The organism is Pseudomonas sp. BNK-44-b, from assembly GCF_047456245.1.
GTDB lineage: Bacteria > Pseudomonadota > Gammaproteobacteria > Pseudomonadales > Pseudomonadaceae > Aquipseudomonas > Aquipseudomonas machongensis.
In genome coordinates this window covers 5657298-5670853 of the sequence record NZ_CP179908.1, presented here as the reverse complement: position 1 = coordinate 5670853, position 13556 = coordinate 5657298, and the positions used below count along the sequence as shown (strand labels likewise).

General features: G+C 63.8%; 7 protein-coding genes. 5 read left to right on the top strand and 2 right to left on the bottom strand.

Translation table 11 applies throughout. The annotated features are described in order from the left end of the window. Window positions 1-31: 31 nt before the first annotated feature. Entirely contained in the window at window positions 32-2965 is a 2934-nt protein-coding gene (gene glnE / locus ACMGGG_RS25705) for a bifunctional [glutamate--ammonia ligase]-adenylyl-L-tyrosine phosphorylase/[glutamate--ammonia-ligase] adenylyltransferase (protein ID WP_414154647.1), read from the bottom strand. A gap of 384 nt (window positions 2966-3349) precedes the next feature. On the opposite strand from glnE, the gene aceE reads away from it, so the two are divergent. The 5 genes from aceE to ACMGGG_RS25680 all read left to right on the top strand — a co-directional run bounded on the left by aceE (window position 3350) and on the right by ACMGGG_RS25680 (window position 12076). Further along, a complete protein-coding gene (gene aceE, locus ACMGGG_RS25700) occupies window positions 3350-5995 on the top strand; it encodes a pyruvate dehydrogenase (acetyl-transferring), homodimeric type (protein WP_054892164.1) in 2646 nt (881 codons plus the stop codon). A 12-nt stretch (window positions 5996-6007) separates the two neighbouring features. Beyond that, window positions 6008-7654 (top strand): dihydrolipoyllysine-residue acetyltransferase, encoded by a 1647-nt coding sequence (gene aceF / locus ACMGGG_RS25695; RefSeq protein WP_414154646.1) that lies wholly within the window; start codon window positions 6008-6010, stop codon window positions 7652-7654. 284 nt (window positions 7655-7938) lie between these two features. Next, window positions 7939-10632 carry a putative bifunctional diguanylate cyclase/phosphodiesterase gene (locus ACMGGG_RS25690; RefSeq protein WP_054892162.1) on the top strand — a complete coding sequence of 898 codons (2694 nt, stop codon included), beginning with the start codon at window positions 7939-7941 and terminating at the stop codon, window positions 10630-10632. A gap of 153 nt (window positions 10633-10785) precedes the next feature. Further along, complete coding sequence (gene msrA, locus ACMGGG_RS25685; protein ID WP_112897150.1) at window positions 10786-11454, top strand: peptide-methionine (S)-S-oxide reductase MsrA; 669 nt, start codon at window positions 10786-10788, stop codon at window positions 11452-11454. Window positions 11455-11461: 7 nt separating this feature from the next. Continuing rightward, window positions 11462-12076: a glutathione S-transferase gene (locus ACMGGG_RS25680; protein WP_153772513.1), complete on the top strand. Its 615-nt coding sequence runs from the start codon at window positions 11462-11464 to the stop codon at window positions 12074-12076. Window positions 12077-12217: 141 nt separating this feature from the next. Here ACMGGG_RS25680 and creD read toward each other — a convergent pair whose 3' ends face one another. Then, window positions 12218-13546 carry a cell envelope integrity protein CreD gene (gene creD, locus ACMGGG_RS25675; protein WP_414154645.1) on the bottom strand — a complete coding sequence of 443 codons (1329 nt, stop codon included), beginning with the start codon at window positions 13544-13546 and terminating at the stop codon, window positions 12218-12220. Window positions 13547-13556: the final 10 nt, after the last annotated feature.

The following is a 13556-nucleotide window of genomic DNA, read 5'->3' as shown; positions in this document are numbered from 1 at the left end:
AGCTTGCCCGCGAATGAAGCCAGCACGATAGTCAGCTCAAACCCAGCTCACCCCAGATCCGCCGCACCTCGCGGCGCTCATCGACAAGCTGCCCGGCATCGATCACCCCGGCCTGCTTCTGCAGTGCCTGGCGGTGGGAGGCGGAGCGGAAGGTCTTGTACACCTCGCGCAACAAAATCGCGTCTTCGGCGGGCATCAACCCGGCCTGCTCCAACTCTTCGAGGATGCGAATGTTATCGGTCCAGCGCAGCAGGGCCGGATGGTCGTGAGACCAGGCCAAAGCGGCGTATTGCACCATAAATTCGATATCCACGATACCACCGGCATCCTGCTTGACATCGAACGGCTGGCCGGGCTCGAAGGCGTTGTCGGCGGTACCGGCAACGGTGCTCTTGCTGCCCAGGCTGGCGCGCATCTTGGCGCGCATCTCGCTGACCTCCTGACGCAGCGCGTCGAGATCGCGGGCCTTGCCCAGCACGCCGGCACGTACCGCTTCGAAGGCACTGCCGACCTGCTTGCAGCCCACCAGCACACGCGCCCGCACCAGGGCCTGGTGTTCCCAGGTCCAGGCCTCGTTCTGCTGGTAGCGCTCGAAGGCCCCGAGCGAGCTGACCAACAGCCCCGACGCACCGGAGGGGCGCAGGCGCATGTCCACATCATAGAGCTGGCCGGAGTTGGTCTGGGTAGTCAGCAGGTGGATGATGCGCTGACCCAGGCGGGTGAAGAACTGCGCGCCGTCGATGGGCTTGGCGCCATCGGTCTCGGCGTTCGGGTCGCCGTCGTGGATGAATACGAGGTCCAGGTCCGAGCCATGTCCCAGTTCGATGCCGCCGACCTTGCCGTAGCCGACGATGATGAAACTTGGGTCGCACAGGGTGCCATCACTGCGCTTGGGCTGGCCATGACGGGCCACGGTCTGACGCCAGGCCAAGGCCAGCACCTGGTCGAGGATGGCCTCGGCCAGCCAGGTCAGGTAGTCGCTGACCTTCATCAAGGGCAGGTTGCCGCTGATTTCAGATGCCGCCACCCGCAAGCTGTGGGCCAGCTTGAAGTGACGCAGGGCCTCCATCTGCTGCTCCAGGTCGTCCTCGGGAATGCGCGTCAATCTCTCGCGCAGCTCCGACGCCAGCTCAGGCGCCAGCGGCGGGCTGAACAGGCGGCCTTCGTTGAGCAGTTCGTCGAGCAGCAGCGGGAAGCGCGTGATCTGCTCGGCGATCCAGGGGCTGGCGGCGCACAGGGTCAACAGACGGCGCAAGGCGCCTGGGTTTTCGGTCAGCAGCACCAGGTAAGCCGAACGCCGAGCCACCGCTTCCACCAAGGGGAGCACTCGCTCCAGCACCAGGTCAGGGTTCTGGTGCTCCACGGTCTGCGCTAGCAGGCGTGGAATGAAGGCGTCCAGACGCTCGCGGCCAATGCGCTGCATCGAACGCAGCGACGGGCTGGCACGCAAGGAGGCCAAACGACGCAGGGCCTCACCCGACTGCTTGAACCCGGCCTCTTCCAGTTGGCGACCGGCGGCCTCCTCGTCCTGCGCCTGCTCCCACAGCGGCGACCACTCGCCGCCCACTACCAGCTCGCCCTCGGCTTCCTCTTCATCTGGATCGGCGATCACCTGGCGGAAGTGCCAGTCGACCCGTCCGCGCCACTGCATCAGTTGGTCGTGGAACGCCTGCCAGTCGGCAAAGCCAAGGATGTAGGCGACCCGTTCGCGGTCGACCTCCGAGTCCGGCAGCATCTGGGTCTGGCGGTCGGCGATGGCTTGGATCGCGTGCTCGGTGTAACGCAGGAACTGGTACCCATCACGCAGTTCGCTTACCACTGCCGGTGGCAGGTAACCCTGCCCCTCGAGCGTTGCCAGGACCTTGAGCAGCGGCCGCTGCTGCAGGCTCAGATCGCGCCCGCCGTGGATCAGCTGGAAGGCCTGGGCGATGAACTCGACCTCGCGGATGCCGCCGGCACCGAGCTTGATGTTCTCTGCCATGCCCTTGCGCCGCACTTCCTGCTGGATCAGCTGCTTCATGGTGCGCAGCGCCTCGATGGCAGAGAAATCCAGGTAGCGCCGATAGACGAACGGTCGCAGCATCTCCTGCAACTGCGCACCGGCCACCTGGTCGCCCGCCACCACGCGGGCCTTGATCATGGCGTAGCGTTCCCAATCGCGCCCCTGATCCTGGTAGTACTGCTCCAGGGCATTGAACGAGAGCACCAACGCGCCTGCCGAGCCATAGGGGCGCAGGCGCATGTCGACGCGGAACACGAAACCGTCGACGGTCACCGGGTCCAGCGCCTTGATCAGGCGTTGCCCGAGGCGGGTGAAAAACTCCTGGTTATCCAGCGAGCGCTTGACCCCTTCGGTCTCGCCGCCTTCAGGGAAGGCGAAGATCAGGTCGATGTCCGACGACAGGTTGAGCTCCACCGCGCCCAGCTTGCCCATGCCCAGCACCACCATGTGCTGCGGCTGGCCAGTGCGGTTGCCGATCGGCGTGCCGAACTGCTGGCAATGACGCGGGTACAGCCATTGATAGGCTTCGTCGATCGAGGCGTCGGCTAGCTCGGACAGGTCGCGGCAGGTCTCGCCCAGTTCGGCCTGGCGGGTAATGTCGCGCCAGATGATCCGCACCTGCTGGCGATTGCGCGCACGGCGCAAGTTGCGCGCCAGCTCGTCTTCGCTCTGGGCCGCGTCTGCGGCAGCTTTTATATGGGCACGCAACTGGCCGGGGCCATAGGTGCGGTCCATTTCGCCGCTGGCGAGCAGCTCGAACAGCGTTGCCGGTTCGCGCTGCGCCTGCTCGAGGACGAAATCACTGGCTGCAGCCACCTGATCGAACTGCAGGCGATGCACCGCGTTCCAACTGTCTGGATCAAGATCCGGATGCGCCGCCAGCGCCTCCTGCAGGAATTGTCGGTTACGGGCGACCAGCGGTTGCAGGGCGCCAGGCAGATCGAGCGGCAAAGGCAGGCGCATGGTCTATCCTTGATCGGCGTGAATGAGAGGGGTGAGTGCAGGCGAAAGAGGGACGGACCGCGGTTGGACTGTCATACAAAAGTTGTAAATAGCTGAAAAACTCGAATCATTGGTACGAAACATCAAGAAACCTCTTGTGCCAGTGCGATACCAACCAACAGGAACGTTTTTCTCCACAACCCGAAAGGCGGCCAAAAGCCGTTTTTCTGTAGTATTACTACTCCCCCGACTGCTCAAAAGCATGAAATGCCGAAGCATTTGTAGTAAAACTACACGGCGCCGGATGACTGTCCGGCAAATCCAAGAATTCACGACGTCTGCCCAAAAGGCCAGTCGCAAACTCAGGCTTCCGATTCTGGTTGCCTTTCCGCCCTGGAGCAAGCCATGCAAGACCTCGATCCTATCGAAACCCAGGAATGGCTGGATGCCCTGGAGTCGGTCCTCGACAAAGAAGGCGAAGACCGCGCTCATTACCTGATGACCCGCATGGGCGAGCTGGCCACCCGCAGTGGTTCCCAGCTGCCTTACGCGATCACCACGCCATACCGCAACACCATCCCTGTCACCCACGAAGCACGCATGCCTGGCGACCTGTTCATGGAACGCCGCATTCGCTCGATGGTGCGTTGGAACGCCTTGGCCATGGTCATGCGCACCAACCTGAAGGACTCGGACCTGGGCGGACACATCTCGAGCTTCGCCTCCAGCGCCACCCTCTACGACATCGGCTTCAACTACTTCTTCCAGGCCCCGACCGAAGAACACGGCGGCGACCTGATCTTCTTCCAGGGCCACGCTTCGCCAGGCGTCTACGCCCGCGCCTTCATGGAAGGCCGCATCAGCGAAGAGCAGATGAACAACTTCCGCCAGGAAGTGGACGGCAATGGCCTGTCTTCGTACCCGCACCCATGGCTGATGCCTGACTTCTGGCAGTTCCCGACCGTTTCGATGGGTCTGGGTCCGATCCAGGCGATCTACCAGGCACGCTTCATGAAGTACCTGGAAGCCCGCGGCTTCATCCCGGCCGGCAAGCAGAAGGTCTGGTGCTTCATGGGCGACGGCGAGTGCGACGAGCCGGAATCCCTGGGCGCGATCGCCCTGGCCGGCCGCGAGAAGCTGGACAACCTGATCTTCGTCATCAACTGCAACCTGCAGCGCCTCGACGGCCCGGTTCGCGGCAACGGCAAGATCATCCAGGAACTCGAAGGCGTGTTCCGTGGCGGTGGCTGGAACGTCAACAAGGTCGTCTGGGGCCGCTTCTGGGACCCACTGCTGGCCAAGGACACCAACGGTGCCCTGCAGCGCCGCATGGACGAAGTCATCGACGGCGAGTACCAGAACTACAAGGCCAAGGACGGCGCGTACGTCCGTGAGAACTTCTTCAACACCCCAGAGCTCAAGGCCATGGTCGAAGACCTGTCCGACGACGAGATCTGGAAGCTCAACCGTGGCGGCCACGACCCGTACAAGGTCTATGCGGCGTACCACCAGGCTGTGAACCACAAAGAGCAGCCGACCGTCATCCTGGCCAAGACCATCAAGGGTTACGGTACCGGTGCTGGCGAAGCCAAGAACACCGCGCACAACACCAAGAAAGTCGACGTCGACAGCCTGCGTCACTTCCGCGACCGCTTCGACATTCCGGTCAAGGACGCCGACCTCGAGAACCTGCCGTTCTTCAAGCCTGAAGAAGGTTCCGCCGAAGCCAAGTACCTGGCCGAGCGTCGCGCCGCACTGGGTGGCTTCGTGCCACAACGCCGCGCCAAGAGCTTCAGCGTTCCGACCCCGCCACTGGAGACGCTCAAAGCAATCCTCGACGGCTCGGGCGACCGCGAAATCTCCACCACCATGGCCTTCGTGCGCATCCTGGCGCAACTGGTCAAGGACAAGGAAATCGGCCAGCGCATCGTCCCGATCATCCCGGACGAAGCCCGTACCTTCGGTATGGAAGGCATGTTCCGCCAGCTGGGCATCTACTCGTCGGTCGGCCAGCTCTACGAGCCAGTCGATAAAGACCAGGTGATGTTCTACCGCGAGGACAAGAAGGGCCAGATCCTCGAAGAAGGCATCAACGAAGCCGGCGCCATGTCGTCCTTCATCGCTGCCGGTACTTCGTACAGCTGCCACAACCAGCCGATGCTGCCGTTCTACATCTTCTACTCGATGTTCGGCTTCCAGCGTATCGGCGACCTCGCCTGGGCCGCTGGCGACAGCCGCACCCGTGGCTTCCTGATCGGCGGTACCGCCGGCCGTACCACGCTGAACGGCGAAGGCCTGCAGCACGAAGACGGTCACAGCCACATGATGGCGGGCACCATCCCGAACTGCCGCACCTACGATCCGACCTACGGCTACGAGCTGGCGGTGATCATCCAGGACGGCATGAAGAAGATGACCGAAGAGCAACAGGACATCTTCTACTACATCACCGTGATGAACGAATCCTACCAGCAGCCTGCCATCCCGGCCGGTGCCGAGGAAGGCATCATCAAGGGCATGTACCTGCTGGAAGAAGACACCCGCGAAGCGGCGCACCACGTTCAGCTGATGGGCTCCGGCACCATCCTGCGTGAAGTCCGCGAAGCGGCGAAGATCCTGCGTGAAGAGTTCAACATCGGTGCCGATGTGTGGAGCGTCACCAGCTTCAACGAACTGCGTCGCGACGGCCTGGCCGTGGAACGCGCCAACCGCCTCAAGCCTGGCCAGAAGCCACAGCAGACCTACGTCGAGCAGTGCCTGAGCGGTCGCAAGGGTCCGGTCATCGCCTCCACCGACTACATGAAGCTGTTCGCCGAGCAGATTCGCCAGTGGGTACCAAGCAAAGAGTTCAAGGTCCTGGGTACCGATGGCTACGGTCGCAGCGACAGCCGTAAGAAGCTGCGTCACTTCTTCGAAGTCGACCGTCACTTCGTGGTGCTGGCTGCCCTGGAAGCCCTGGCTGACCGTGGCGAGATCGAACCGAAGGTTGTCGCTGACGCCATCGTCAAGTTCGGCATCGACCCGGACAAGCGCAACCCACTGGACTGCTGAGGAGTAACTTAAGTGAGCGAACTCATTCGCGTACCTGACATCGGCAGCGGTGAAGGTGAAATCATCGAACTGTTCGTCAAGGTCGGCGACCGCATCGAAGCGGACCAGAGCCTGCTGACCCTGGAGTCGGACAAGGCCTCCATGGAGATCCCGGCCCCCAAGGCCGGCGTCATCAAGGAGCTGAAGGTCAAGCTGGGCGATCGCCTGAAAGAAGGCGACGAACTGCTGGTCCTGGAAGCCGAGGGCGCCGCTGCGGCGCCTGAGGCTCCGGCCGCCGCTCCGGCTGCTGACGCCCCTGCGGCCGCAGCACCCGCCGCTGAAGCCGCCCCTGCTCCTGCGCCTGCCGCAGCACCGGCTGCCGCCAGCGTGCAGGACATCCACGTGCCGGATATCGGTTCGTCGGGCAAGGCCAAGATCATCGAAGTGCTGGTCAAGGTCGGCGACACCGTCGAAGCCGACCAGTCGCTGATCACCCTGGAGTCCGACAAGGCTTCCATGGAAATCCCATCGCCTGCCGCTGGCATGGTCGAGGAAGTCCTGTGCAAGCTGGAAGATGAAGTCGGCACTGGCGACCTGATCTTCAAGCTGAAAGTCGCGGGCGCAGCTCCGGCTGCCGCTCCGGCACCAGCTGCTGCCCCGGCAGCCGCCAAGGCCGAGGCTGCTCCGGCCGCCGCACCCGCTGCTGCCGCCCCAGCTGCTGCCCCTGCACCGGTTGCTACCGCACCGGCTGCTGGCAGCAACGCCAAGGTTCACGCAGGCCCTGCCGTTCGTCAGCTGGCGCGTGAATTCGGTGTCGACCTGGGCGCTGTTGCCGCCACTGGCCCGCACGGCCGCATCCTGAAAGAAGACGTGCAGGTCTACGTCAAGGCGATGATGCAGAAGGCCAAGGAAGCTCCGGCAGCCGCCGGCGCGACCGGTGGTGCCGGCATTCCGCCGATCCCGGCCGTGGACTTCAGCAAGTTCGGTGAAGTCGAGGAAGTCGCCCTGACACGCCTGATGCAGGTCGGTGCTGCCAACCTGCACCGCAGCTGGCTGAACGTGCCGCACGTGACCCAGTTCGATTCTGCCGACATCACCGAGCTGGAAGCCTTCCGCGTTGCGCAGAAGGCCGTGGCGGAGAAGGCCGGCGTCAAGCTGACCGTTCTGCCGCTGCTGCTCAAGGCCTGTGCCCACCTGCTCAAGGAGCTGCCGGACTTCAACAGTTCGCTGGCGCCGAGCGGCAAGGCCATCATCCGCAAGAAGTACGTCAACGTCGGCTTCGCCGTGGACACCCCGGATGGCCTGCTGGTCCCTGTGATCAAGAACGTCGACCAGAAGAGCTTGCTGCAACTGGCTGGCGAAGCAGCTGCGCTGGCTGAAAAAGCCCGCACCAAGAAGCTGTCGGCCGACGACATGCAGGGAGCCTGCTTCACCATCTCCAGCCTCGGTCACATTGGCGGCACCGGCTTCACGCCGATCGTCAACGCGCCGGAAGTGGCGATCCTCGGTGTTTCCAAGGCGACCATCCAGCCAGTCTGGGACGGCAAGGCCTTCCAGCCGAAGCTGATGCTGCCGCTGTCGCTGTCCTACGATCACCGTGTGATCAACGGCGCTGCCGCTGCGCGCTTCACCAAGCGCCTGGGCGACCTGCTGACGGACATCCGCACGCTGCTGCTGTAATGCTGCACCCCGCCTCCCCCAACCGGGGAGGCGGTACCGATTTCGAGCTGCCACGCTCGTACCTCAACCCCGCCCCTGGCGGGGCTTTTTTTGCCTGGAAACACCCTCCCCATGAAGGGCCGCGAGGCGCACAAGCTTCAGATTTCCCACGCCCAGCCGACAACCTGCATACGCTGCCCCATATGGCCGCTTGCCAGCCCACGGGACATGATGCACCCTTGCTCAACGCGCCGCCGCTTACCTGCGGCATACCGCGCCAAACGCCTTGTTCAAGCGAGTCTTCGATGAAAAGCCAACCCGATGCCGCCAGCCGTGTGGCGGCCGAGGTCGTGACGCAGTTACCCGTGCCCTCGCGGCTCGGGATGCTGCGTTTCGAGCGGCTGAACGAAGCCAGTTGGGCGATGCTCTACCTCGACCCTGGCTGCGATCGCCAGTTCGGCCTGCCCGCGGCCGAGCTCTGCGCCCTGATCGGCTCGCCCTATGCCAGCCTCATGGAGCCTGAAGCGCGCTACAAGCTGCATGACGAGATCCAACTGCAACTGGCGCGGCGCAACCACTACCGCGTGCGCTATACCCTGCACGCGGGCTCCGGGCCCCTGCGCTTGCTGGAAGTCGGCGAGGCCTACAAGCAGCACAATCGCCAGCTGCTGCGCGGCTACCTCACGGTGCTGGACGACCAGGCCGAGGAAACCCCAGGCCAGGACGCAAACGATCTCGAGTCACGCAACAGCCGCCTGCAGCTGGCCCTGCAACTCAACCAGCGCGCCCAGCAGGAGCAACTCGAACACCTGGAGCGGGTGCGTGCCCAGCAGGACCTGATCCTGCGCCTGGCACGCCAGCGCTACAGCGCCAGCAACTCCTTGCTCGAAGCGGCCGAACTGATCACCCGTAGCGCCTGCGAAATCTACAAACTCGACTGCGCCAGCATCTGGTACCTCAACGAGCAACGCCTGGAACCGATCACCGCCTGGTTCCAGCACGAGCAGGCCCACCGCCTGCCGCAGCCGATCGACGCCAGCCACTACCCGGATTACCTCGACGCCCTGCACGCCAGCCGCGCCATCGACGCCCACAACGCCAGCCATGACCCACGCACCCGGGACATGGTCCAGGGCCTGCTCAACACCGCCGACAATGCCATGCTCGATGCCAGTATCCGCGTCGACGGCCAGGTAGTCGGCGTGCTCTGTCTGGAGCAGACCGGCCAGCCGCGGGCCTGGCAGTCCGACGAAATCGCCTTTGCCGGTGAGCTGGCCGACCAGTTCGCCCAGGTCATCACCAACCACAACCGCCGCACCGCCACCAGCGCCCTGCACCTGTTCCAGCGCGCGGTAGAGCAAAGCGCCAGCGCCTTCCTGCTGGTCAACCGCGACGGGGTGGTGGAGTACGTCAACCCAAGCTTCACCGCCATTACCCAGTACAGCACCGACGAAGTGCAGGGCCACCACCTGGCCGAGCTGCCGGCACTGGAAAACCTCAGCCAGATCCTGTTCGACTCACCGTCGAGCCTGGCCATGGGCAACAGCTGGCAAGGTGAATTCAAGAGCCGGCGCAAGAGCCTGGAGCCCTACTGGGGCCAGTTATCGATTTCCAAGGTGTATGGCGACAACCGCGAGCTGACCCACTACATCGGCATCTACGAAGACGTCACCCAGAGCAAGCTTGCCCAGCAACGCATCGAGCGCCTGGCCTACACCGACAACCTCACCAGCTTGGGCAACCGCCCGGCGTTCATCCGCAGCCTCGACGAACGCTTCGCTCGCGACGGCGACATCCCGATCTGCCTGCTGCTGGTCGACATCGATAACTTCAAGCGGATCAACGACAGCCTCGGCCACCAGACCGGCGACAAGCTGCTGATCAGCCTGGCCCGCCGTCTGCGCAACAGCCTCAGCAGCGGTGGCAGCCTGGCGCGCTTTGCAAGCAACGAGTTCGCCGTGCTGCTGGACGACACCAGCCTCGAAGACGGCCAGAACATCGCCCAGCAGTTGCTGCGCACCCTCGACAAACCCATGTTCGTCGACAACCAGCTGATCAACGTCACCGCCTCCGTGGGCCTGGCCTGCGCGCCCCTGCACGGCGCCGACCCGCAGACCCTGATGAAGAACGCAGGCTTGGCCCTGCACAAGGCCAAGGCCAACGGCAAGCATCAGGTCCAGGTGTTCACCGAAGTGCTCAACGCCGAGGCCAGCTACAAGCTGTTCGTCGAGAACAACCTGCGCCGGGCCCTGACCCAGAACGAGCTGGAGGTCTTCTACCAGCCCAAGCTGTGCCTGCGCAGTGGTCGCCTGCTGGGCCTGGAGGCGCTGCTGCGCTGGAACCACCCCGAGCGCGGCATGATCCGCCCCGACCAGTTCATCAGCGTGGCCGAGGAGACCGGCCTGATCATCCCCATCGGCAAATGGGTGGTGCGCCAGTCGTGCCGCATGAGCCAGGAATTGCGCGAGGCCGGCATGGGCAACCTGCATGTGGCGATCAACCTGTCGCCCAAGCAGTTTTCCGACCCCGAGCTGGTCAGCTCGATTGGCGCCATTCTCAAGGAAGAAGCGCTACCCCCGCACCTGCTGGAGCTGGAGCTGACCGAGGGCCTGCTGCTTGAAGCTACCGAAGACACCCGGCGCCAGCTCGACGAGCTCAAGCAGCTGGGTCTGACCCTGGCCATGGATGACTTCGGTACCGGCTATTCATCGCTGAGCTACCTGAAGAAGTTTCCCATCGACATCATCAAGATCGATCGCAGCTTCATCAGCGAGATTCCCGCCAACCAGGACGACATGGAGATCACCTCGGCGGTGGTCGCCATGGCCCACAACCTCAAGCTCAAGGTAGTCGCCGAAGGCATCGAGACCTCCGAACAACTGGCATTCCTGCGTCGCCACCGCTGTGACGTCGGCCAGGGCTATCTGTTCGACCGGCCGATCCCCGGGCGCGAGCTGGTCGACAAGCTCAGGCGCTACCCGCGCGGGCCGGTGGCCTGACAGGCGCGCAAACCTCGGGCACTATAGGGGCCATGTGGGCCTCTTCGCGGGCAAGCCCGCTCCTACAATGGCAGACTGCAATGCAACCCTGCAGGAGTGGGCTTGCCCGCGAACAAGCCACAACCGCTCCCACTGTCAGACAGAGGAACAATCATGGTCCTGCGCTCGGAAATCCTCGTGAACAAAAACGTCATGCCCACTGCCGAACAGGCCCTGCCCGGCCGCGAAACTCCCATGCCCCTGCCCGAATTCCACTACGTGTTCGAAGGCACCCCGCTGCTCGGCCCATTCTTCGAGGGCAGCATCGACTTCGCCATCTTCGGCCTGGGCTGCTTCTGGGGCGCCGAACGACGCTTCTGGCAGCGTGAAGGCGTGGTCAGCACCGTGGTCGGCTACGCCGGCGGTTTCACCCCGAACCCAACCTACGAAGAGGTCTGCTCGGGGCTGACCGGCCACACCGAGGTGGTACTGGTGGTGTTCGACAAGGACAAGGTCAGCTACCGCGAACTGCTGGCGATGTTCTGGGAACTGCACAACCCGACCCAGGGCATGCGCCAGGGCAACGACATCGGCACCCAGTACCGCTCGGCCATCTATTGCACCTCGCCCGAGCAACTGGAACTGGCCAAGGCCAGCCGCGATGCCTTCCAGGTCGAGTTGAACAAGGCCGGTTTCGGTGAGATCACCACCGAGATCGACCAGGCGCCGACCGTGTACTTCGCCGAGGCCTACCACCAGCAGTACCTGGCCAAGAACCCCGAAGGCTATTGCGGCATCGGTGGCACTGGCGTGTGCCTGCCGCCCAGCCTGCAGGGTAATTGACATGGGTATGGTGCTGTTCCATGCGCCGCTGTCGCCTTTCGTGCGCAAGGTCTTGCTGGTGCTGCACGAGACCGGTCAGCTCGACCGCGTACGCCTGCAAACCGTCAACATCAGCCCGGTGAGCGGTGACGAGCAGCTCAACCAGGACAATCCGATCGGCAAGATCCCGGCCCTGCGCCTGGAAGACGGTAGCGTGCTGCACGACAGCCGGGTGATCTGCGAGTACCTCGACAGCCAGCACGTCGGCAACCCGCTGATCCCCCACGAGGGCTCGGCGCGCTGGCGGCGCCTGACCCTGGCCTCCCAGGCCGATGCGATCATGGATGCGGCGGTGTCGAGCCGCTATGAAAGCTTCCTGCGTCCTGAGGACAAGCGCTGGGATGGCTGGCTGCAGGCGCAGTCACAGAAAATCCGCCGAGGCCTGGCGGATCTTGAGCAGCATCACCTGGCAGAGATCGCCTCCGGCTTCGATATCGCCGCGATCGGCGTGGCCTGCGCGCTGGGCTACCTGGACCTGCGCCAGCCGGAGTTCGGCTGGCGTGAACAACAGCCTGGGCTGGCTGAATGGTATGCCCAAGTGAGCCAGCGCGCGTCGATGCTGGCTACCGTGCCGGTCGCCTGAAACCCCTTCGCGGGCAAGCCCCTCCTACAGACATATCCCCTCTGTAGGAGCCAGCCTGCCCGCGAATGCTTCACCCCGGCCTGGCAGGAAACAACGACCCCACCCGAACCGCCAGCCAGCGCCCGATTGCCTTGTCCTCTCTCATGCCGCCCTCCCCACCCGCGACCAGTCCAGCCGCCGGGTCAGCACCATGAATACGCCAAGCAAGCCAAAGCACAGCAGCGAGCCCATCAACAGCGCATAGTCCTCCGCGCTCAGCAGCCCGGAGAGCAGCCCATACAGCGCCGCCAACCCCGCCGCAAAACCCACCCCGCGTACCGGGCTGTGCAGCACATGGCTCAAGTAGAAGCCGATCAGCAGCACGCAGGCCCCTGCCGACAAGCCATAGGCCAGGCCAAAACCCAGGTGTTCCGACAGTGACAGCAGCAACAGGTAGAACAGCGCCAGCGCCGCCCCCACCAGCACGTATTGCATAGGGTGCACGCTGAGGTTCTTCAACACCTCGAACAGGAAGAAGCCTGCAAAGGTCAGTGCGATGAACAGCAGCGCATACTTGATCGCACGCTCGCTCCTGAGGTACTGGTCCACCGGATCGACAAAGCTCACACCGAAGGTGCGCCCACTGAAATCCGCGCACTTGTCCGCACCGGCGCATTGGCGCAGCGCGTCTTCCAGGTTGGTGGCAAAGAACGAGGTCTGCCAGCGCGCGGTGAAACCCTGGGCATCGATCTCACGACTGGCCGGCAAGTAGCTGCCGATGAAGCTCGGATGGGGCCAGTTGGCGTGCATCTCGACCCGGCTGCTGCGCCCCACTGGCAGCACATGGAGTTGTCCGGTGCCCTGCAACGCCAGGTCGAAGGCATAGCCGAACTCGCGGGCAGCCTGGCCATCCAGCCCAGGCAGGGTGACGTGCACTCCACCGGCCATCCAGTCCAGGCCGGTTCCCGCTTCGAACGGCAGGCGCTGATCGTCGAGGCTCAGTTCCAGGGCGTTCTCGATGCCTCGGATATCGCTGATGCCCACCACCATGAACGGCTTGTCGAACCGGTAGTCTTCGTAGTCCTTGTCGACGCCCCAGCGCTCAGGCAGCTTGAAGCGGCCACTGACACGGTTCCTGGCATGGAACAACCGCGCCTGGTAAATGCCGCGGGCGCGCAGTTCGGTATCGACCTGGCTGTCGACCTCGAAGGTTTCCGGCAGGAAGTACAGGTGGCCGCTGACGGTGCTGGTTTCCTGCACACTCTTGCCGTCCTTGTCGATCCAGCGGCGCTGGTACTTGCGGTACGGCACCACCAGCAGCGGGCCGCTGATCTGCTGGTCGAAGCTCGAACTCTGGGCGATGTCCTGCAGCACACCATCGCGCACGGCCTGACGTTCATCGATCAGGCCACTGATCATCAACAGAGGGATCAATAACAGCAGCATCAGCAGGACGATCATGCCGAGCTTGAAACTCAGGGGCTTGTTCATGGGGCTTTGG

What these genes read in the sequence shown, in the direction of transcription:
- ACMGGG_RS25680 (WP_153772513.1), top strand. Translation starts at nt 11,462, where the DNA reads ATGGTGCTGTTCCATGCGCCGCTGTCGCCTTTCGTGCGCAAGGTCTTG.
- msrA (WP_112897150.1), top strand. Translation starts at nt 10,786, where the DNA reads ATGGTCCTGCGCTCGGAAATCCTCGTGAACAAAAACGTCATGCCCACT.
- aceE (WP_054892164.1), top strand. Translation starts at nt 3,350, where the DNA reads ATGCAAGACCTCGATCCTATCGAAACCCAGGAATGGCTGGATGCCCTG.
- glnE (WP_414154647.1), bottom strand. Translation starts at nt 2,965, where the DNA reads ATGCGCCTGCCTTTGCCGCTCGATCTGCCTGGCGCCCTGCAACCGCTG.
- ACMGGG_RS25690 (WP_054892162.1), top strand. Translation starts at nt 7,939, where the DNA reads ATGAAAAGCCAACCCGATGCCGCCAGCCGTGTGGCGGCCGAGGTCGTG.
- creD (WP_414154645.1), bottom strand. Translation starts at nt 13,546, where the DNA reads ATGAACAAGCCCCTGAGTTTCAAGCTCGGCATGATCGTCCTGCTGATG.